12 protein-coding genes are annotated in these 21,913 nt (G+C 48.5%); all 12 read right to left on the reverse strand.

Annotation, left to right across the window (positions count from 1 at the left end):
* Positions 1-52 precede the first annotated feature (52 nt).
* The 12 genes from Enr17x_RS05760 to purL all read right to left on the reverse strand — a co-directional run bounded on the left by Enr17x_RS05760 (position 53) and on the right by purL (position 21,849).
* Positions 53-2,047: a PDZ domain-containing protein gene (locus Enr17x_RS05760; RefSeq protein ID WP_145306746.1), complete on the reverse strand. Its 1,995-nt coding sequence runs from the start codon at positions 2,045-2,047 to the stop codon at positions 53-55.
* 20 nt (positions 2,048-2,067) lie between these two features.
* A complete protein-coding gene (locus Enr17x_RS05765; RefSeq protein ID WP_145306748.1) occupies positions 2,068-3,111 on the reverse strand; it encodes a S1C family serine protease in 1,044 nt (347 codons plus the stop codon).
* A 29-nt stretch (positions 3,112-3,140) separates the two neighbouring features.
* On the reverse strand, positions 3,141-4,889 hold the full coding sequence (locus tag Enr17x_RS05770) for a S1C family serine protease (protein WP_145306750.1): 1,749 nt from the start codon (positions 4,887-4,889) through the stop codon (positions 3,141-3,143).
* 54 nt (positions 4,890-4,943) lie between these two features.
* Entirely contained in the window at positions 4,944-6,110 is a 1,167-nt protein-coding gene (locus Enr17x_RS05775) for an NPCBM/NEW2 domain-containing protein (RefSeq protein ID WP_145306752.1), read from the reverse strand.
* A 58-nt stretch (positions 6,111-6,168) separates the two neighbouring features.
* Complete coding sequence (locus Enr17x_RS05780; protein ID WP_145306754.1) at positions 6,169-7,305, reverse strand: hypothetical protein; 1,137 nt, start codon at positions 7,303-7,305, stop codon at positions 6,169-6,171.
* 40 nt (positions 7,306-7,345) lie between these two features.
* Positions 7,346-9,094: a hypothetical protein gene (locus Enr17x_RS05785; protein ID WP_145306756.1), complete on the reverse strand. Its 1,749-nt coding sequence runs from the start codon at positions 9,092-9,094 to the stop codon at positions 7,346-7,348.
* A 213-nt stretch (positions 9,095-9,307) separates the two neighbouring features.
* Positions 9,308-11,788, reverse strand: a complete 2,481-nt coding sequence (locus Enr17x_RS05790; RefSeq protein ID WP_145306758.1) for a DUF4229 domain-containing protein — start codon at positions 11,786-11,788, stop codon at positions 9,308-9,310.
* Positions 11,789-11,852: 64 nt separating this feature from the next.
* Positions 11,853-14,309 (reverse strand): VWA domain-containing protein, encoded by a 2,457-nt coding sequence (locus tag Enr17x_RS05795; RefSeq protein ID WP_145306760.1) that lies wholly within the window; start codon positions 14,307-14,309, stop codon positions 11,853-11,855.
* Complete coding sequence (locus tag Enr17x_RS05800; protein WP_145306762.1) at positions 14,306-16,573, reverse strand: BatA domain-containing protein; 2,268 nt, start codon at positions 16,571-16,573, stop codon at positions 14,306-14,308. Before Enr17x_RS05800 ends, Enr17x_RS05795 begins: the two co-directional genes overlap by 4 nt.
* 57 nt (positions 16,574-16,630) lie before the next feature.
* Entirely contained in the window at positions 16,631-17,542 is a 912-nt protein-coding gene (locus Enr17x_RS05805; RefSeq protein WP_198000986.1) for a DUF58 domain-containing protein, read from the reverse strand.
* The gene (locus tag Enr17x_RS05810) at positions 17,508-18,584 is read right to left on the reverse strand and encodes an AAA family ATPase (RefSeq protein WP_145306764.1); all 1,077 of its coding nucleotides are present in this window, start codon (positions 18,582-18,584) and stop codon (positions 17,508-17,510) included. Before Enr17x_RS05810 ends, Enr17x_RS05805 begins: the two co-directional genes overlap by 35 nt.
* Positions 18,585-18,933: 349 nt before the next feature.
* Positions 18,934-21,849 carry a phosphoribosylformylglycinamidine synthase subunit PurL gene (purL, locus tag Enr17x_RS05815; protein WP_145306766.1) on the reverse strand — a complete coding sequence of 972 codons (2,916 nt, stop codon included), beginning with the start codon at positions 21,847-21,849 and terminating at the stop codon, positions 18,934-18,936.
* Positions 21,850-21,913: the final 64 nt, after the last annotated feature.

The raw sequence follows: 21,913 nt of genomic DNA on the forward strand, positions 1-21,913 counted from the left end.
ACGTGTCTCAATCAAAATATCAGTGACGTCAAAAACCGATGAGCCGAAGGAATTAAATTCGGTCGAGGCTATCTGCCCAGCGGCCGACCTCTTCTAAATTTGGCTGTTTCAGATATTGCCCGGCTTGTCTATCGTCCTTGAGAAGCTGGAAGACTGTCGGGTAATTCATTTTACGAATGGCCTCGATTCGCGGCTGTAATAACTGGTTCAGTGGATTATTGGCATTCAGAACAAAGTACAGGCTGAGTGGGAAATCGGGGTCTGTCTCAGGTGGCCTGTCTTGCAGGGATGCATCAGAAACTGCGACGCCACGAAACAGATCTCGGTATTTAAAAGCAAGATGAAACACAAACTCAGCACCGTTTGAATGGCTCACGAGAAAGATGCGTTTGTCATCAATGGCATAGCGTGATTTCATTGATTCAATGACTTCTTTAACAAATTCCGCTTCATCCTGATTCCAGCGAATGACATCTTGTGCTGCAGGTCCCACGATAATAATGCCACGTTGTTCACAGATACTTTTCCATTCTTTAAAAATCGTGGATTCCATTGTGTTCCCTGGAGGATGAATCCAGACCATCAGACCAAACTCATAATTGGGATCATAATTTTCCGGAACATAAGCCCAGAAGCTCTGCTCATTGCCGGGAAGCTGGTCTTTAAAGTGTCCGACTTTAATGTTTTGTTTCTTGTTCTCTTCAGCCGTTCGGGAGGGTCGCGCCTGGGTTGGTAAAGAAGATTCTACTGTGTTAGGCGTTGTCTGTAATTTGACGTTAAGGGCCAGTGGTTTCTGATCTCGGGATACCTGCAGTGTGGCAGTTTCGCCGGGACGCAGATGGTTGACCATTGATGCCAGCGCTTCTGCGGATGCCACTTTTTGTTTGTTGAACTCCAGTATCTGGTCCTTGGGTTTCAGACCTGCTTCCGCTGCTGCAGAATTGGAAAAGACAAACCGTACGCCTACTCCCTGGCCGTTTTCTGTTTTTGATTCACGTTGTGGCAGAATCCCCAGAAAACCTGATTCAAAAGGAACCAGTTTTTCATCCAGGGTGGCTTTAAACGTGAGAGGCTTCTGGACTCCTTCTCTGGTTACAGTCAGGCTGACAGATTCACCAGCGTACTTGCTCATCAGTACCTGCTTGACCTGAGAATGCATACTCACTGGTTTGCCATCCAATTTGGTCAGAGTATCTCCTGTTTTGAGCCCAGCGACTTGAGCCGGGCTTCCATAGCGTACTCGATCCAGTTTCATATTGGTTGATAAATCTCCTTTTCCAGTCATTGTGATACCTAACAACCCCGGATGGAGATCTTTGCCAGTATTCAGGCGAGGAATAATATTCAATACGTCGTACATGGGAATCGCAAAACCAATTCCTGAGTCATACCATTCCACACCGGCGGTTTCCCCTGTAGCACCCGGAGAAAGTGGGACCAGAATTCCCATCAGGCGGCCGTTAATATCTACCAGGGGACCACCATAATTGATAGGGGAAATCTTAGCATCTGTTTGAATGGCTTTTCCCCAGATTCTCCCCAGGGCACTGACAATTCCGACGGAAATACTGGGCTGATCCAGATCGAACGTTCGTCCCAGTGCAATAGACCACATTCCGACCTGAAGTTCATTCTCCGGCACGGCTAATGGCACAGGCAGGTTTTGTGCGTCAATTTTTAACAGGGTTAACATCTTCAAATGATCGGTGGCAACAACCTGTGCCGGAAAACGACGTCCATCAGGTAATGTCACCAGGATAGAGGATGGCTTGCCAATGAAATTAAATGCGCTGGAAATGATCAAACCATCGCGACTGACGATCACGCCTGAGGTTGGTCCGGTACCAGTTAAGATTTTTCCAACTCGTTCCTGACCACCCACAGTTTCAATTCTGACAATGGATGGATTTACAAAAGCAGCAGCCTGTTTGAAAGCGCGTTCTTCCAGTGACTCCAGATCAGAGGCTGGTGGCTGAGCCTGCGCAACAGAAATGCCAGTCAGGCACAACGCAATAATAAGAATGTAGATGTTTCGAATGTATGTCATAATCGTCAGGCTATGAAAGGTTATTTCTTTTCGGGAGGGACCTGGAATTCCACGGACACCAGCTGATTGTTCCGGCGTACCACCAGACGCAGCAAGTCGCCGGTCTCAAGTTTTCCAAGTTCTGTTTTGAGAGTCTTACAGGATTTAATCAGTTCATCGTTAACAAACACAACCAAGTCATCCGGTTGGAGGCCCGCTTGGGCAACTAAAGAACCGGGTAGTACATTGTCGATATATGCGGGAGTTCGATACAGGACGTCCGGTACCATGACCAGACCAAAATCAACGGGACGATAGCGTTCTGGAGCTGTTTTTGGCTCTTTTTTCTCTTCACTGGAATCGAACTTACCAGTGATAATCTGTTCGATGCTTTTACTGAGCACATCAATCGGCAGGGAATAGTTAACCCAGGTATTGGTTTTCGCGTTACGGACCTGTTTTCCGATCATGCCCAGGAGCTTGCCGTCGTAGGTCAAAATGGCTCCACCGGCGGCACCCGGATTATTCGTAATCGCATCGACAACATACACGTCACCCGAGTAGGAAAGCTCAAAGGCACCCCGTCTCCGCGGTAAATCGGTTCGCGCTTCAATCACGCCATGCAGGACAGAAACTGGTTCATCCCCTGTCGCGACCCGAAACATGTTGCTGAAGCCCAGGATCCGGGTCCCGGGACCTGCGACGGTTTTTTCTCGATAATCAAAATACGGAAGATCAAGTTTACGTTCTGATTTTAATTTAATAATGGCCAGATCCAGATGTGGTTCTGCTCCCAGAACTTCTGCTTCAAATTTTCGTCCATCGTGCAGTACCACAGATAAACGATCCGTATCTAGAACCGGACTCCAGATTGTGGCGATGTGCCCTTCGGGTGAGACGAGAAAGCCCGTGCTGTAACCATACAGATTTTTCACACCACCCGCACCAAAGATCTTAACCAGACGAGGCAGGGCATACTTGATCGTTGACTGTGACGAGGCCTGCGCGGTCAAAGGGGCCGACAATACGGAACCGATCAGGCACAAACAAACGAAAACGGATTTTACGGTATATTGCTTAATCACTGAGGATCAACCTTCATCACAAATCGATGCTATTTCTTGAGAGTGTCTGATGGTTCCAGCTTCAGGCGTTCAATTTTTAATTTCATCACAGGACGGTTTCCGTAGAGCACATCGAGTTCACCTGGAAATTTTTGTCCATTGAGAGTTTGGAACTGTTCAAAACGAATTGAGCACACTTCTGAATTCTCGGTGAGATAAAAATCAAATCCCCGCAGAGACAGGTCTGCTTTATTAAAGTACCAGCGGGAAATCGTCCCGGTCTGGGTTGCAACCAGCACATCAACCAGTTCGTTTTTCCCATCCAGGCGTTCGCTGCCCAGGTAATAAAAGTCGGTAAAGCGCTCACTCTGTCCCGATAGCAGTAAACGGAAGTGGTGTAATGCGGCGAGTAAGCCGCCTGTTCCCGGCGGTTCATCTACGTAATTTCCCGTCTCCAGTGATTGCAGAAAGATATCGTTGCCAGATTCAAATCCCACACCTTTGTCAGCCAGAGTGAGTGTGAATTCACTGCCATCACCCTGTTTTCCAGTTAGTGTCCAAGTTCCTTTTAGGTCGGAGAAATTACTGGTTGAGTTTAAGGCCTTGAGTAATCGATCCTGTTGCTGCTGATTAAAGTAGTAATTCGTAAATCCGGTTTTGGGAACATAGAGGTGTTTGTATTGTTCTGGTGGCGCGGGTTCTGGCTTGGCATGAGGATTTGGTATCTGTGGTGGCTTTTCTTCACCGGGGCGTGCAGGTTTTGCCGGAGGTTTTTTCTTTTGACCAGCCTGTTCCTGTAATTCTGCAGTGGTATGTAATGCCTGCAGACGCACATAGATGGTGTTCTTTTTCTCATCTCGTCGATACACGAGCGGCAATGTCCAGCCTGCGGGATAAATGCCGAGAATGTTTTTAAATTGATTCACACTTCGAATTGGCCTGCCCGCAAACGAGACAATTTCATCTCCGAGCCGCAGCCCTTTACGATAGGCGTCTGATTCTTCCAGGATTTCGGCGACGTCAATAGTGGAATCCAGGCTGGTCGTTACCGTTGCACCGAGGGATGCATGGTCAACAATGCGTCCACTTTTTAGATGATCCCAGAAGTGTTTAATCTGATTGATGGAGATGGCGTAACCGGCGCCCGAATTAACACGGCCTCGTTTTTCAAATGAGCCACGACCGTTAATACCGATCAGTTCTCCGCGATCGTTGAACAGCGGGCCTCCTGAATTACCGGGATTGATTGAGGAATCGACCTGAATGCAGTCAGTATATTCCAGAAATGTTCCAGCGGGATATTGATAGCGGTGGACTCCACTGACGATTCCATAGGTAATCGTCGGCTGAAAATCAGTAGCCAATAAAAATGGATTCCCCATTGCGTAGGCCCAGTCGCCTACTTGAACTTTGTCGCTGTTTCCCAGTTTGGCGACGGGAAAATCAGTTCGTCCAAGCAACTTGATCAGCGCGACATCGCCAGTAGGGTCAATGCTGACAATCACAGCGTCATAAAGTTTGCCATCATTTAGCCCACATTTCATGAAGTTACCTGCACCCGAAACAACATGAAAATTGGTTAGAGCATAGCCATCAGGGGTCACCAATACGCCGGAGCCACCTCCCGCGCCCTCAGCCCCAAAGATCGCAACAACAGAAGGGGAGACTGCTTTGATGACATCAATGCGTTGTTTTTGTGCTGCCAGAACAACCGGATCAACTGATGAGACTTCTGCAAAAGCAGGCACGATCAGAAGTATGCTGAATAGGAGCGTGGCACAGAAGACATTTTTCTGCATTTAATTACCTTTAAGCTTCAATATTACAAAACAGTTCGTCGTTCTCTTGTCAGATTATTTAAGTAAGCGCGCTTCACAGAGATCAAGGTGATCGCAGATCTCCAAATTGTCCCCAAAATCGACTAAGATTTCGAGATCGCGCACGCCGCGAACATCCAGATTTAATTCAATGGGTGGGTCGGCGCTCCGCACGTTTCCGGAATAGAGTGTCCGCCCATTGCCTTTAATTTCAACATATACAAATCCAATGCCGGGAACCGAATCATCAATCCCCATGATTGCCCGAAAATTTCGGTATTCCTCCTTGATCCGGTATTGCAGGAGCGTTTTAGAGTGAATGTAAAGTCCGCGCGCATATTCTTTTCCGTCCAGTCGGAGTGGACCACCGTCGCGGTGTTTGTCTTTGCGATACTTCCAGACGGTATCAAAGAAGGGTGTATACTCGATATTTCTCGGTTCCAGATCAGAAAGATAGCGAACTTTGCCTTGGCTAAAGTCCAGGCTGGCTATTGATTGAGGAGTAAACTGAGCTTGAGCACCACTTTGCAGTGTAGCAGTGAATTCGGTCCCCGAATACGTGATCGCAGAGGCATTAATCAACCCGCCGCTAGTCAGGCGGATGGAGCAGAAGGGAGCCGCATTCGAAGCAGGCTGGCGAAAATAAATGATACCGAACACACGCTTACGATTCACGGCAACTTCATCGTCGCCAGTGAAAAACTGAATCTTTTCGTCGGTAATTGAGCCAACTACACCATCAATAAAATCGAGCACATTTTCCTTTTGGACGACGAGCAGATCTTTGTTGCCCTTGTTGCTCAGAAGTTTTTCCCAGGCTGCACTGATATTGGAATTCAATGTTCCAAAGCGGATTGACGAGACCTGATTCGCTGGCAGAATCAGAGTTCCTGACTGATCGTTGCTGACTTTAATCTGACGTTCATTACTTTGCAGCGATTGAACAGGGAATTTGGACCCATCCGTTAAACGAATTGTTAATGGTGCTTGCAGACTGCGTTGAAATCGGTTTTTTGGGAAACGTACATTCAAAGTTTCTGAAAGTGGATACCCTTTCTCGCTTTTGCCTTGTTTGAGATTGACGGCTGTTTTGTTTAATGCCAGAAGATTCCCTGTGACTGATGCTCCACTGAGAGAAGTTACTTCGACTTCTGGTGAAACTGCCAGTAGCATGGTTATTGAAACACAGAGCAGGGAATGCATGAAAAACTCTCCAGGGACTGAACAGACTCAGAAGCGAGAACAAAGATTAATCAGAATGTTATTTATTGGTATTTGCTTTTTGGGTTGCCAGCTTTTTGAAATATTTTTCAATGGCTTTACGATAGTGTGAAGGAAAATTACGATTGATGATGTTTTTGGCCGAAGCCTGTTTTTTAGGAGGAAGCTGTCCCCACCCACCATTATTCGATAATTTTTTCTTATCAATTTCGCCGGGCGCGATCTGTCCTTTCACGCGGCTTTCATCGGCTCCTCCCTCAGGCGAGCTCGAATTGCCGGCGCCGGCTCCTGAAGACGAACTGTTCTTGGCCTGGTCTTCCATTTTTTTGATCAGTTTGTCGAGCGAGGCGATGATTTCATCTTCGACCTTCTGAACTTTTTCCCCAGAGTTGCCGAGATCAAGCCGGCGTTCGACATCACTCATCTTCCGTGAAATCTCGTCGAGACTTTCCTCTTTCAGGGTTTCAAGATCTGCCTGCATCAGCACTGCCACCTGTCGATAGCGTTCCGGTACACTTTCTGTATGGTTCAGCAACTGGTCCAGAGTTTTGCCGCAGTCTTTTTTCTGTAATAAATGGTGTTCGCAGGCCGCTTTAAAAAACAGAAAACCGGCGGGGTCGATCAGTGTTTTCGGCTGGATGGAGTTAAAGATGTTCAGAGCACGATCAACCATTCGGAACTGGGTTAAGTTGCGGGCGACATAATAGCGGACGTTCGCCAGGTAAATCGTATCTGCCTCTCCATCAACTAAAATCGGAGGATTGGAAAGCTGAGGGAGTTGATCAGAAATTCGGTAGTCTTTAATTAACTGTTTTGCTTTCGGTTTCACATTTGAAAATATTTCTAATGCCAGATTCAGTTTCTCTTCTGCAGAAAGCGGGGCTTCCAGTTTCACCAACAGATTGGCAATCATTTTTAGCTGGGCCGGGTTTTTGACCTTTTGTTCGGCAACCCAGCTTTGCAATTGTAGTTTAAGGTCAACACCTGATGGTGGCGCCAGTAGTTCGACTGGTTCTGCTTTTTCTGCCACTGGTTCTTTAAGCGGAATCGGGACGGGGATCGGCTCCTGTGCTAACAAAGAGGTTGACAGTGCACAAGCACAAACAATCACCACAAACCGTTGCAAACGGTGTTCGACGACTGTTTTTTTCTGAGTCGATGGGAACCAATGTTTCATGTCAGTTTGTGACCTTTTAAGGATTCTTCAATCGAAATGATTATTTATTCTTACCTGTCGCCAGAATATAAGTTGCGTTTTGAATCCGCGTCTGGCGATTTGAAAGCTGTTGCAGTTGCTCAAAGATCTCTGCCTGATTGGCATCTTTTTCCAACGCCAGCTTTTCGATCCGGCGGGTTCGTTTATTTACACGGAACTGCAATGACCGCAGCATTTTGATTTCCGCTAACATATCAATCAACGCCTGATCCTGGGGAGAACCTTGCTGCTGCTGTTGTTGCTGCTGTTTTTTTTCTTCGTCCGATTTTTCCATTTCTTTCTGCAGGGCTTCGATCATTTCTTCGAGGGCACTGACAATATCTTTTTCGATTTCCTGTGTCAGTTCATCGACCTGTGCTCGATTCAAACGATAGGCGACAGTTTGCACATCTTCGCGTACTTCGGAGAGCGCTTCACTGAAGGCAACCGAAGATCCTTCATCTTTAATCAACAAAATCGCTTTTTCGATTTCCAGTCCCATCAGGCTTTCTTCTCGCGATAGTTGAACGGCTCTTGCGGTGTGTCGGCTGGTTCGTTCTTTTTCGGGAACTTGTCCGATTGTTAGTGTCCCCGCATAGACACGTTTTTGTTGAGCCAGAATTTTCTGCAGTCGGGCTTCCATAGCGGCTAGCATCAGTTCACGCTCTTCTTCGCGAAGCTGACGCAGCATCTCTTCCAGTTTTTCTTTGGCTTCTGCCAGTTTCTGGATCGCATCGTCCTGATGTTTGGAAGCGGCTTCTTTCTGTTTCTTTTCCAGCTCTTCAATCGCTTTTTCCATCTCCTTTCGAGCCTGCTCAATTTCTTCTCGCCCGGGAGTCTTCTGCTCCTGATTTGGGGACTGCTGGTTTTCCCCTTCTTGAGACTGACTTTGTTGTCCCTGTTGTTGAGACTGTTGCTGCTGAGACTGTTGACTCTGCTGCGAGGACTTCTGTTCGGGAGCCCCCTTCTGGTTCGGGTCAGACTTACCATCCTGTGGCGTCTTGCCTTTCGATTCAGAGCCTTTTGATTTTTCAAATTCGGATTCGGATTTTGAATTTGATTTTCCGTTTTTTGACTTTTGATCCTGCTCTTCGCCATCAGTTTTCTTGTCTGATTTTTTATCGGAAGCTTCTCCCTTCTGATCTTGTTCTGACTTCTGAGAATCGTTCTTTTCAGCATCTTGTTGCTCGATTTTATCAATCAGTTTCTCTGCGTTCTGCGCTGTCTGTTTTTGTTTTTCTTTCAAGTCAGCCGGGTTACCACCCCGCTCCGTGGCTGCTCTGACATCACGTTCCTGTCCTATCAGCCGGTTGACGTCTTTGAGCAGATCCTGAATTCGTTTTTTCTCTTTTTCGACTTCGCTCATGCGGTCTTCACTTTGAAGCAACGCCAGGAGTGCCTGCATATTTTTGACCAGGTTTTCCTGTCGTTCTACTGCATCACCCAATTGCCCTTTTTCCAGCATTTGTAGGACTTGCTGCATTTCTACGGTCATCTGGTTTTGTTTGCTTTGACCAAATGCGCGAAATAACAGGTCTGCGCGGGCAGGATCGGTTTTCTTCATGTACTCTCCCAGATCATGGAGAGTCGATTCGAATCGTTTGAATTGCTGAGAGATTGCTTCCTGCTTATCAGTCAGATCCCGATCCTGACCATTGGGACTGCTGGTTTTGGGCTGTGGGTCCTGATTCTGTGCACTGACGAAATGAGGGCAGAGCAAGCCGACAATCAAAGCGATCAGCAGAACGGCGGCCCGAGGACGATTCAACATGCGTGGTGCTCCTGCCAAAGTTTCCATTTTGTTCTCAGAACTGATGAAGGTGGGTAAATGTAAGATGAGTGTCCCTCTGATAATTGAGCGCGCAGAGAAAAGCCATCAGGCCTATTATATCAAGTACTAGACTCTGTTCGAAGTGTGTTTTTGTGTTCAGGTGTCAAGGTGCAGTGAATCACTTCAAGCAGAGATTATTTTGTTCGAGCGGGATTACTCCAGTCCTAACCCTTTGAGACGATCCAAAAGCTTGTTTTTGCGAAACTTTTTTGTTTCTTCTGAGAGTTCTTTTTCTCGTTCAATCAGATTTTTCAGCATTTCGATTGCTTCGTGAAACTCTAATAAATCCTGCATTTCATTGAGGACACTCTTCATTCGGACCAGCATCGCGTCCAGAAGTTCAATACTGGACTGGATTTCGGCTAGGGGGTCACTGTTCTTTTCCATTGCCAGCCGATACAGGCCCAAGCGTTGATCAACACTGGGGAAGTCCTGCTCGTGGATGATTGTGAGTGGCTTGAGAATTTTGTCGTCGATCCGCCCCAGGATTTGTGCGGTGGCAACGCCATTGTTGACCAGCTCTTCTCGAATATCATAGAAGGATTCAACAATCGAAGCGGTCTCGGTCGCGTTTTTTCGGGTTCCATATAAGGACCGGTCAGCCGAGACGGCGACTGCATTTTGAATTTCCGTCAACGTTTCAGACCAGCGGGGATCAGACTGTCCCTGCTTTTGTTTGTTTTTGATGGTTTGTGCTTGCTTTAATTGTTCAACTCGCTGTGCGAGATCATCGCGCGTCTGGGAGACTTCTTTATGAATCTGTTCGAAGCGTTTTCGCAGATTCAATTCTTTGGAGTACAGGATTGAAAGTAATTCTTCATCAGTCACAATTTCGAAGTGATAGGTTTCGCCATGGACCTGGTGCGGACCACTCAGATTATCGGCGTCTTCCGCCTGAACGGTGAGGTTGATTTTCTGTCCCACTTTTAAATCGAGTGGCAGAACTTCAAAACGTTCCCAGATTTCGTCATTACTTCGTTGCAGAGTAAATTCTTTAGGTCTGTCGGATGGTTTTTTACGGAATGGACGTGGCCTGAAGTTTTTGTCCTGATCGACAAGAAAATCAAAACGGGCGGCCTGGATTCCGTAATCATCGGTAATCATGCCTTCGATGGGGATCGTGGCTTTGCGAGTAATCGATTTCCCAATGCCCGTCAGTCGGGTATCGACTTTAGGCGGTTGATCAACGATGCCATTAATGCTCAAACGAATGGGTTCTGTGACCAGTAACCCGTCGGCATCCTCCAGATAAATCCGAATCGGCTGGTCTGCTATTAACGGGATAACCTGGGGAAGGGGGTCAGCGTTCGAAGCGACAGTCTCCTGGTTTTCTGTGATGAGTTTAAAGGGGATTCTAAATGTACGGCCATCTGTGCCTCTCATCTGATCCAGGAGCTGTGGCGTCAATGCGACCTGCTGCACGATTTCTCCCTCAGGGTTTTTCCACGCCAGGAAGTTCTCGGCGGTGGTTGTTACATCTTCCGCAGCTTGTTCTAACTGTAGATTGAATTGATCTGTCTCAAAGGAAAAACGTGTGATCGGTTTGTTGGCGGTTGAGACCATTTCAAATTCAGTGTTGACGGGTAAAGAGATTTGTGTTCCCTGTACCGTTTGTAGATCTGGCAGCCGCGTGCCTGTTTCACTATCTGTCTGATTCAGGCCGGTATATTCGGGGTAAAGACAAGCCAGTCGAATCTGGTCCAAGACGGGGGTTTCGACGATTTCGACCAGATAGGGTTCGGGATTGGTAAAGTCATTTCCAGAGACCCAGACCTGAATGCCATCCAGTAAATCTGTAATCGTATGTTTGAATCGTCCTTCTCCCATCCGCGACATTACAGTGCGTCCCCCGCCACGTCCATTCTGCATGCGGTAGGTCAGCTGCACACGTTCCGGGATCTTTTTACCGTCAACGGTTTCAACAAGCAGTGTCAGGTCTGTTCCCAGACCATGCTTGTAGGTCTGGTTATGAAATTCTTTGATGCGGTCGCCTGGTTGAGCGATGACTTTCACAATCAGTCCCGTTTCCCGATTCCAGTAATCACTACGGAGTTCCAGATACCCTTTCGCCCAGCGAGCCATCGCAGGTTGATTAATAATCGCCAGAGTTAGAATCGAGATCGTCAGTGCAAACGCAAAGAAAAAGGCACGCCTCAAGGGGCGTTTGTCGAATACATCTTCTAGTGGAAGATCCCGACTGCCCTCAGCGACTTCATGTACGGTGCGTTCGAGCATGGCTCGTGTAAGTGCATTTTGAGGTTCGTGTGTTTCATGAAGCTCGATTGCCGTCGCCAGCCGGTCATTTAGTTCAGGAAAACGTCGTTCCAGTACCAGGGCTAACGCTTTGCGCCTCATTTTTTTCATGAGCCGAAAGAGGAGAAAACTGGCAGCCAGAGCCAGAATCACGGCGAGAGAAATCAACACAAACGAAGCACGAAACCAGACCGGTAACTCAAGATGGCTAAGTTGAAAGTATGTCCAGTCAACCAGGAAACTGGCCCAGAAAATCACGCCGATGACGGCCAGCAGTCTGGCTGTTCCTTCCAGCAGGATATATCTGCGGATTTTCCCCCGCAACCGATTGAGTAGCTCGGTGATTTCCTGAGGTATGGTTGATTGAGAAGGTTTGTTCATATGTTTGATTCACACTGCGGATCTAAGGACCAGTGTTATTTTTTCTTCATTTGTACTCAATGTATTATGACAGTTTAAACAGTTTTCTGGTCAACCATTCCGTTGCCAGTAAGCCTGCTAACAGAAAGAAGACCCACGCCTGATCCCAGAGTGTTTTCAGCCGTTCGTCAACGAGAAACTCTTCTCCTGCATCAGGCAGGAGCGATGTGATATTTTTTGCTTCATCAATGGCAAGATAGGCGCCGCCGGTATCACGGGAGAGTTCTTTGAGCCCTTTAATATTCTGACTTAGTGACTCATCTTCCAGTCGAGGGAGTAGCACCGTCAAGTTACCCTCGACAGTCTGGCCTTTCGAATTGGGAACAGTGAGTTCAAAGCGATATTTTCCGGGCAGACTGGCGCGGAAGCTGGCGACATATTCTCCGGGCCGATTACGATCATGCATCAATAAGAGGTTGGGAACCAGAGGTCTGCCGCGCGGGTCGATGACTTCCATCGGCACGGATTCCTGAACCAGTGGTTTAAATTCCGGATTGAGTAAACGGACGCGTACGGAAACAGTCTGGCCGAGCAGATATTCATCCCGCTCAAGAATCAGGGTGCCTCGCTTCGTACCCCGTTTCGTACGACCTTGTCCCACATTACGAATCAGCTTGGTCCAGAAACGGTCATAGTAATCTTCTTCAATAGACCGTAATCGCCAGATTTCAGGACTGCCCAGATAAAGGGAGCGGCCTTCGCCGTAATACTGCGAAGCCATCAAGATCGAGAAGCCGAACTCTGTCTGCGTTTTGGGATCCGGGAAATGCGAATAGACAGTAGCCGCTGCCTTGGGGCCATTGGTCGGATAACAGCGGTAGACGCCGGGAAAGTTTTCCCATAGTTCTCTTGATGTTGCAGGGTTATCCGTCAGCATCAGGAAACCGGCATCAAGACCGGCCTGTGTCCATTCGATCCGACGGATCTGAGTGGCTTCCTGATCCAGGTAGTCGCGGACAAAAGAATTAATGGAAACGGGGTACAGGTCGAGAATAGGTTGAAAGCGTTCCGCATCCTGGGCAAGTCGGGGTGTGTAGACATCACCGGCAACCAGCACGATTCCGCCACCTCCAGTAGCAACCCACTCATTTAATGTCAGCATCTGCTCTGGTGAGAGCAGTTCCCAGTTGACATCAAATGCCAGGATTACATCGTATTCAAACAAATCCGTGCGATCGGGAAATTCGTATAACAGTTTATCGGCGTCCTGAGAGACACCCGGCGGCGCTGTTTGTAGCCAGACATCCGACTTGATCGAAGGATGGCGATAGAGCATCGTGCGGGCGAAACGGTAATCTCGCATCGGCCCTCCTGCGATCACCAGTACGCGTGTGGGGCGACTGAATACATTCACGCTATGTTCCAGCTCATTGTCCATCGCGTTGGCATCCTGTGCCAGTTGATTGCCTCGCACTCGAATCAGGTAGCTGATCTCACCTTCTTCGCTGGGGGTGCGTTCAAATTTGACATCGATGGGGAGCCCATCTTCTGTTGGCAATAGAAGATCGCGGGATTCTACTAAGGTTGGCTGCGCTTCGCCTTCAATTTTTTTCAGGAGTTCAAGGGTGATATTTTTTCCAGGCATACCCACAGCTTGCAGTAAGGCGGTGATTTCAAACGCGTCGCCAAATTGCACGTCAGTGGGGGCGATGATTTTCGAAATTTGCACATTGGCAGGTTTTTTGGGGCTGCCTACACCTAGGGTGATTAAGCGTACTTTAGAGTCTTTCGCAGCTTCATTGGCAGAGAGTAGATCGGTGCCTGCATTCGATGCACCATCTGTGGCGATGATGATTCCGGAGAGTGTTGAACCATTGATTTCGCGGATGAGTTGCCCCAGTAATTCTCCCAAGCGGGTCTCCAGACCCTGTGGTTGTAAGAGACTGTTCCAGTCGACTTGAACCTGGGGTTTAGGGTCTGGTTCAGTAGTTGCATTCGCCGTCGACTCCTCAGACAACTGTGTTTTCTGGAAGACGTGATGTGGTCCGGTTAAGGTCTGGTCGAAGGTGTAAACGCTTACCTGATGTTTCTTTTGCAGGTCTTTGATTAACGGTGATTCAGCAAGTAATTTTTCCACTGCCTGCATCCGGCTGGGTACATTTTGACTGGCAGGAGAGCTGGTGTTAACTGGAACCTGTTGGTTGGGATGCCGCATCGAAAGCGAGGTATCGACCAGCACGGCGACACGTGAAGGGCGAAATGACATTTTTTGTGTTCGTTCGTGCGGATTGAAGACAATGACGATCAAGGCGGCAAAAACAGAAAGCCGTAATCCCGTCAGCCAGCAACGCCAGAACAGGGGTAATTGAACTGAATCTTTCCAGACGGTTCGAAAGGAAAGTGCCAGTATGATTCCCAGGCATCCCAAGAGTAACAGCCACCCCCAGCCTGAATCGGGCGTATCGTATTCGATCGAACGAAACGAGGTCGTTTCGTCGGCGGCCAGGATCAGGGAGTTAGAGATCGTTGAAAACAAGTTCATGCGGCTGCACCCGCCATCTTGGGATGATAACTTAATCGATACGCGAGTAACTGTTCACAAATCAATAGCAGGAACAGAATCACTAAAATGGAATTGGTAATTTCCCGGCCCGCTTCCTGCCCTTGAATCCACTGGAATTCACCGGGTTCCTGAATCTGAATGAGTGGAGAGTTCCCAAACTCATTTCTCAATTCATCGGAAGAGGCCAGTGCCAGATTACTTTCTGAAACAGGAAAATTAAAAGCATACATTTGTGGTTCAACGGTCTGGTCTTGACGTTTTAATTGTACGGAATACACGCCTGGTTGATCCGTTTCACGAAACACGGTGATTAACTTCAATGAGTCATTTTCAGACGCTTCACCTGACTGCCCGGGTGTGGCCTTTAATCGTACGGTTCGTTCTCCCTGAGCGATTGGTGTTTGAATTTCGATTTCATCGGAAAACGCAGCTGCATCGAGAGCAAATTCAATCGGTTGGCCGACAATTTCTGCCTGATCGTGCGAGCGGGACTGAACCAGATACTTTTGCAGTTCTAGTTGGAAGACAATGAAGCTTGGATTGAGCGCCCAGGAATTCCATGGCTCGCCTTCATTCGTCAAGACTGGCCCGGCTGAAGTCAGACAGGTAATAATGCGGCCTTTGCCCAGACGGTGTTCAATAATAAACGGGGCTTGATTTCGAAGAGTCGCGATGACATTAACACCCGAGGCATTGGCGGCCTCAGTTTGGAGCCACTTTTGTGAAAGGGGAAAGTATTTCGAAATTGTGACGGCTTCAATCAATGGATTGTCCTGACCGGCAAACACGGAAAACAGAGGGTGATCGCCGACCTGCATGTCGACCATTGTGTTTGTCTCACGGGCAGGAAGATCGCGCGGCGAGACTTCCAGTGGCGCAGGAAACAGCCCTTTTCCTTCTTTGTATAACTTGTCGTTATAGAATGCGGGTTGAATCGAAGGACCTGCAAACCAGATCAGGCCGCCGCCGTCCTTAACAAATGATTCTAAAGCGGCCACCGCATCCAGCGGTAACTCAGCTACATTCAGCAAGTAAATGTTTTTGAACTGACTTAATGGATGCCGGCGCAGATAATCAACGCTTTCTACAGAGGGGGCAAAGCCCGTAGTTGAAGCGTCAGGAGCGATCGCGGTTTGGATATACATCCACTCGTTCCCTGAAGGGTTGCCGTCGATAATCAACACCGGATTAGACGGTTTCACATTCACTGCCAGAAACCGGGTATTATCGCCGTCCAGTGCATCGTTCGTCAGGCTGACATTGATCTGATGCAGATTTGGTTGGTTGAACACCACATCAAAATCCTGCGAAATTTCGCTTCCGGCTTCAATCTTGTCAAACACAATACTCATTGGAAGTTTGTTGTGATCGACGAATGCTGCCACACGCACATCCTGAGCGACCTGATCTCCAAAGTTCTTGATACTCACCCTCAGACGGAGCGGTACATCCACGGCTGCGACTTCTGTTGCTCCCGAAAGTTCTGTAATCGCAAGGTTCGGTTGGGAATCGGGAACTGTTTTAACCAGATTGATTGCGGTATCACTCTGGCTCAATTTTTCGATCGTGTCCGCAACCCCCTTTTTCTCCTGCCAATCTGACTTGCGGAAGTCAGAGATCAGGTGCAGTGTTTTGATCACAGCCCGGTCTTCATTCAGCAGGTCTGCTGCCGCCTCCAATCCCTGATTGAGGTCCAGGCTTTGATGAGAGCAGGACAGGTTGGTCAGTTTGGCATCCAGTTCGTTGATTAATTCTTCGTTGATGTCCCGTTGCAGAAACAGCGGAGCATCGGCGCGTGAGAGGACGATGAGTGACATTTTCTCAGTATTAGGACGATTGGTCCCTTCTGCTGCAATCTTCCGGATAACCTGCAGGCCTTCATCAAAGGCACTTTGTTCGCCCCAGACATTCTGCATGGAGCCACTGTCATCGAGCACGATCACGTGATGTGACTTGGCACCATGGAACATGGATAACTGGTTTGGGTCCAGAATCAGACGTGCAATGAGGAGCAACAGGCAGACAATCAACAGAATTCGCAGCAACAGCAGTAGTAGTTGTTCCAGCAACACGCGTCGCTGATTGGTCTGCTGACTCTGAAGCAGAAATTCCATTGCTGCAAAATGAACTCGCTTGTATTGAAACCGGTTAATTAAATGAATGATGATGGGCGCAGCAACCATCGCGGCACCGGTATAAACCAGTGCTGAATTCACAAAATGTTGAGTTAACCAGGCTTCCATAAGTTGTCGTGTCAGTTCATTCTATTGGGATGATAATGGTAGGGATCCAGTCGTTGTTTACTGGCGAATCGACTGCTGCATACCGATTCGATGATTCAGGTAATGTGCCAGTGCCGCGTCAAGGTACTCGCTGGTTCTGATTGTTTGATAGTCAAATTTATTCTTGGCACATTGCCTTCTGATTTCATTCAAAAACTCATGCATGGCACTGAGATAACCCTCACGTAATGAGCGGGGATCGCAGACCAGCTCTCCCGTTTCTTCCATGCCTTCAAAACGGGTTGTTCCCGCATAATCGAAGTCGAGCTCCTGATCGTCCAAAATATGCAGCAACATAATATCGTGGCCGCGATATTGCAGGAGACGTAGTCCTTTGAACAGGCTCTCCCGGTTGACAAAAAAATCGGAAATAAGGATTATGGTGCCTTTTTGGGATCGCGTTTCGGCGACTTCTTTTAGTACGTCAAAAATGTCGGTTTTTTTAGCTGGTTTTTCTGCAGCTAGTGCGGTTAGCAGGGCATTGAGGTGATTTCGTTTGCTCAACGCGGGCACGCGGGCACGAATGGCATCATCAAAAGAAATCAAACCGACGGCGTCCTGCTGTTTCAATAGCAGGTAAGCCAGTGCTGCTGCTGCGGTACAGCCGTATTCATATTTGTTGAGCGGCCCCGTGCCGAACTGCATCGATTCGCTGACGTCTACCAGCAGAGTCGTTCTTAAATTCGTATCTTCTTCATATTGTTTGATGTAGTACTTATCTGTTTTCGACCAGACCTTCCAGTCGATGTTGCGTACATCATCCCCGGGTGCGTACTCGCGGTGTTGAGCAAATTCCACCGATTGGCCAAAAAAAGGACTACGGTGCAATCCGGATAAGAACCCTTCGACAATCGAACGCGCCCGAATTTCCAATCGTGAAATTCGGGAAATTGCTTCAGGCAGCAAATATTTTCTGTAATCTTGGGTCACTGGTCAGTTCGCCTTCCTTAGACGGAGTCTCTTCAATCAATCGCTCAATCACACGATCTGAAGTAATGCCTTCAGACTCTGCAGAGAAGTTTGTTACGATTCGATGCCGTAACACGGGGGCGGCCAGAGCGCTGATATCATCCGTTGAGACGTGAGCATGACCATTGAGTAACGCTCGTGTTTTTCCACCTAGTAACAGGTTTTGGACGGCGCGAGGGCCTGCGCCCCAACTCAACCATTCATTAATAAATTCAGGAGTCCCCGGTTCGTTGACGCGGGTTTGTCTGACGAGAGCCAGTGCGTAATCAATCACATGGTCCGAAACAGGAACCTGTCGTACGATTTTTTGAATTTCCAATACATCGACAGCGTTCAAGACGTGTTCGATTTTCTGATTTGTATCGGACGTGGTTTTACGAGCGATTTCCCGTTCTTCCTGGAATGATGGATATCGCACGTAAACTTTAAACATGAACCGGTCCTGCTGGGCTTCCGGCAGAGAGTAGGTTCCTTCCTGCTCAATCGGGTTCTGCGTCGCCAAAACGAAAAAGGGATCACTCAGCAGATGTCGCGTCTGCCCGACACTGACTTGATGCTCCTGCATCGCTTCCAGCAAAGCGGCCTGTGTTTTGGGAGGCGTCCGGTTAATTTCATCTGCCAGAACCACGTTATGAAACAAAGGACCAGGGATGAAACGGAATTCTCGTTCGCCGGTTTCACGATTTTCCTGTAAGACGTCGGTGCCTGTGATGTCGGCAGGCATCAAGTCGGGAGTAAACTGAATGCGGCTGAAGGACATCGAGAGTGTTTGCGACAGCGAACTGATCATCAGCGTTTTGGCAAGTCCTGGGACACCTTCAAGTAAACAATGACCACGACTGAATAACGCGATCAAAAGCTGCTCAATGACATCGTCCTGACCCACAATGACTTTCGACATCTGTCCGTGGATCTGCTGATAGGCATTACTCAGCTTATCTATTGATTCCTGAGTGATTTCGAGCTCAGGAGATCCGGTTACATTATTTTTCTCTTCCGACATCCGTTTTCACACCTTTCTACAAAGGTAAACACTGCTTAGCACAGATAGTTCCGTAAGGTCTATCGTAATGCCTGTGAAGGGACTTTGCGACTATAAACCAAGAAATTACAGGGGTTTCCTTCCAATCTGCGAGCACTCACGAAAGGCAGGATTTTCTCTGAAGGTTACCCTCCAATACAAGAAATAAACTTCCGGACCTTCTTGCTTATTTTACTCGACCCTGATGGGTGGGAAAGCCTTATTTTGAAGCTTCCCAGCGATATTGACCGGAAAGGCTCAGTTACACCGGTCTTAACCGAGCAATTTCTATTAGAAAAACCGGGTTGTACACACAGGTGGCGCGAGTCGGTCAGTCCCAGGCTAACGGGTTTTTCCAGGCGGCTTTCAGCTCATCCAGGCTGGCATTGATCGTAACATTCCCCGAATTGCCTTTCACACTGAACTGGCGGCTACTGATGACTTCCCCGATCTCGACCAGAGGCAGTTCCTTAAAGCAGTCCTGTAATGCCTCGATTTTATCCGGAGCGACTTCGATCAAAAAGCGGGTATTGCTTTCCGAGAACAGCAGACTGGGTGTTGAAAGCTCCAGGGCTTCGGGAAGTCGCGTCGGATCAAGCTTCATACCAAATCCGCCTGCAAAGGCCATCTCTGCCGCTGCGATAGCCAGACCGCCTTCACTCAGGTCGTGGCAGCTTCTCACGAGTTGCTTCTGAATGGCAGCATGCATGGCTTTGAAAATTTCTGGCGCCTCATCTTTATCGACATGAGGAACCTGTCCCCCTTCCAGTTGATTGACGAGTGCAAAATGACTGCCTCCCAATTCATCCTGCGTCGAACCAACCAGGAAAATCCGGTTACCGGGTGCTTTCAAGTCCATCGTAACTGCTTTACTGACGTCGGCAATTTGTCCGATGGCGCTGATTAAGAGCGAAGCAGGGATAGCGACAGTCTCTTTTTCCCCTTGCTCATTTTCATATGAGTACTCATTGTACAAACTATCTTTCCCACTGATAAAGGGAGAGCCGAAGGCAATCGAGAATTCCTGACACGCAAGTGCTGCCGCAACCAGACTGCCCAGCGTTTCCGGTCGGTCGGTGTTACCCCAGCAGAAGTTATCGAGAATTGCAATCTTTGTGGGGTCTGCTCCCACCGCGACACAGTTTCGAATGGCTTCATCAATGGCAGAGGCCGCCATCCAGTGTGTGCTTAAATCTCCATAGCGGGGATTCATACCACAAGAGATCACCAGACCGCGTGTTGAAGTCAGATCGGGGCGGACGACGGCTGCATCAGAAGGTCCGTCATTCTGGACCCCGACTAACGGCTTTACCACGCTGCCAGCCTGCACTTCCTGATCGTACTGTCGAATGATCCACTCTTTACTGCAGACATTCAGTGAGCTTAAAATCGAAAGCAGGTCATTTGTGTGATCGTCATTTTGTGGAGGAATCAGAGGGGTAAAGTTTGGCGTTTTATAAATGGCTTCGCGAATCACAGGAGGTCGGCCATCATGCAGGAACGACATTTCCAGGTCGGCCACGGTTTGCTCCTGAAACTTGAGGACCAGATGCTTGGTATCGGTAAATTTGCCAATCACCGATGCTTCGACACCTTCACCAGCGCAGATCGCTTCGAATTCTTCCCAGTTTTCGGGGGGGACAGCCAATACCATTCGTTCCTGCGCTTCGGAAATCCAGATTTCGGTATAGGACAAGCCGGCGTACTTGAGAGGGCACTTATCGAGCCAGACTTCAGCGCCGGTGTTTTCTCCCATTTCGCCTACAGCGCTACTAAAACCGCCGGCACCACAGTCGGTAATGGCTGAGAATAATTCTTTGTCGCGTGCCTCAAGAATGACGTCCATGGTCATTTTTTCGGTAATCGCGTTTCCAATTTGCACAGCGCCACCAGACAGCATTTCACTTTCGGAAGTCAGTTCAGCGGAAGAAAACGTTGCGCCGTGAATTCCATCCCGTCCGGTGCGACCGCCGACAGCAACGATATAATGGCCGGGTTGAGCCTGTTGCTTGGCTGATTTTCCTACGGGTAGCATCGCTACGTTGCCACAGTAGACAAGTGGATTCCCGAGATAGCGCTCATCGAAGTAAACTGCGCCATTGACAGTCGGAATTCCCATGCGGTTGCCGTAATCACGTACGCCGGAAACAACACCGGTGGCAACGGCTTTGGGGTGTAACACGCCGGCTGGAAGCTCGTCGTAAGAAATTTCAGGCGGAGCAAAACAGAAGACGTCTGTATTGCAAACCGGCTTGCCTCCGAGTCCGGTTCCCAGTGGATCGCGGATCACGCCCCCCAGTCCGGTGTTGGCACCACCGTAAGGCTCAAGGGCAGAGGGGTGGTTGTGTGTTTCTACTTTAAAGCAGACATCCTGTTTGTCGTCAAAAGTAATTACGCCTGCATTGTCGGCGAATACGCTGACACACCAGTCTTTCTCGCCCAGAGATTTACGAATTTCTGTAGTGGCGGCAAAGATGGTTTCCTTGAGCATGTTCTCAAAATGAAGGTCGCGTTCTTCATCCCGAAAATGAATTCGTCCAGCCAGCGTTTTGTGCGAACAGTGTTCACTCCAGGTTTGTGCGATACTTTCCAGTTCGACGTCTGTGGGGTCTTTTTCCTGACTGACGTAGTAATCTCTAATAGTTCGCATTTCTGTCAGATTCAAATAAAGCTGACCTTCACGGCTGAGGCTTTCCAGTTGCACATCGCTCATGGAACGAATGGGAATCGTGACCAGTTCGAACGTGTATTCACTGCCCAGCTTGATGGTGTCCATGCTGAGAGGTCCACGAACTACGTGTTCAATAGCTTCATTCGAAAGGACTTTGGCTGCCATCCGGTCAATTTCTTCAGAGCTCGCGTCGGAGTTGACCCAGTACTTGCGGCAGGTGGCGACATTATCAATTGACAGTCCCAAATCACAGATTGCCTCTCGAGCACTGTTGGCGACATTGTCGGTCACACCCGGCTTGAACAAAACATTAAGAAGCGGCTCGGTTTCGGTCGATTCGGATGAATTGCTCGACAGCATGCGAATTTCAAACGTTTCGACAATCGGATCGGAGAGCAGGGAACGGGCAATCTTTTCTACGTCGGCTTGATCCAGATCACCCTCCAGCAAATATGAGTGTGCGGCCTGTATCGAGCGAATGGAACTGGTGCCGAGTACCTGGCATTCTTTCAGAATCCGGGCACCTTCACGGTCGATCTGGTTCTCGGCAGGTTTGATTTCAACTTCGCAAAGCATGTGAATTCCAGTTACTGTTTAATCAAGTCAGGAAAATGAATTTGTTCGATTGCAGCATCGCCCC

Source organism: Gimesia fumaroli (assembly GCF_007754425.1).
In the GTDB taxonomy this organism is placed as follows: domain Bacteria; phylum Planctomycetota; class Planctomycetia; order Planctomycetales; family Planctomycetaceae; genus Gimesia; species Gimesia fumaroli.

Excerpts from the sequence above, each read along its gene's own strand:
- Enr17x_RS05760 (WP_145306746.1), bottom strand. The coding sequence starts at position 2,047 with ATGACATACATTCGAAACATCTACATTCTTATTATTGCGTTGTGCCTG.
- Enr17x_RS05770 (WP_145306750.1), bottom strand. The coding sequence starts at position 4,889 with ATGCAGAAAAATGTCTTCTGTGCCACGCTCCTATTCAGCATACTTCTG.
- Enr17x_RS05775 (WP_145306752.1), bottom strand. The coding sequence starts at position 6,110 with ATGCATTCCCTGCTCTGTGTTTCAATAACCATGCTACTGGCAGTTTCA.
- Enr17x_RS05780 (WP_145306754.1), bottom strand. The coding sequence starts at position 7,305 with ATGAAACATTGGTTCCCATCGACTCAGAAAAAAACAGTCGTCGAACAC.
- Enr17x_RS05785 (WP_145306756.1), bottom strand. The coding sequence starts at position 9,094 with ATGTTGAATCGTCCTCGGGCCGCCGTTCTGCTGATCGCTTTGATTGTC.
- Enr17x_RS05790 (WP_145306758.1), bottom strand. The coding sequence starts at position 11,788 with ATGAACAAACCTTCTCAATCAACCATACCTCAGGAAATCACCGAGCTA.
- Enr17x_RS05795 (WP_145306760.1), bottom strand. The coding sequence starts at position 14,309 with ATGAACTTGTTTTCAACGATCTCTAACTCCCTGATCCTGGCCGCCGAC.
- Enr17x_RS05800 (WP_145306762.1), bottom strand. The coding sequence starts at position 16,573 with ATGGAAGCCTGGTTAACTCAACATTTTGTGAATTCAGCACTGGTTTAT.
- Enr17x_RS05810 (WP_145306764.1), bottom strand. The coding sequence starts at position 18,584 with ATGTCGGAAGAGAAAAATAATGTAACCGGATCTCCTGAGCTCGAAATC.
- purL (WP_145306766.1), bottom strand. The coding sequence starts at position 21,849 with ATGCTTTGCGAAGTTGAAATCAAACCTGCCGAGAACCAGATCGACCGT.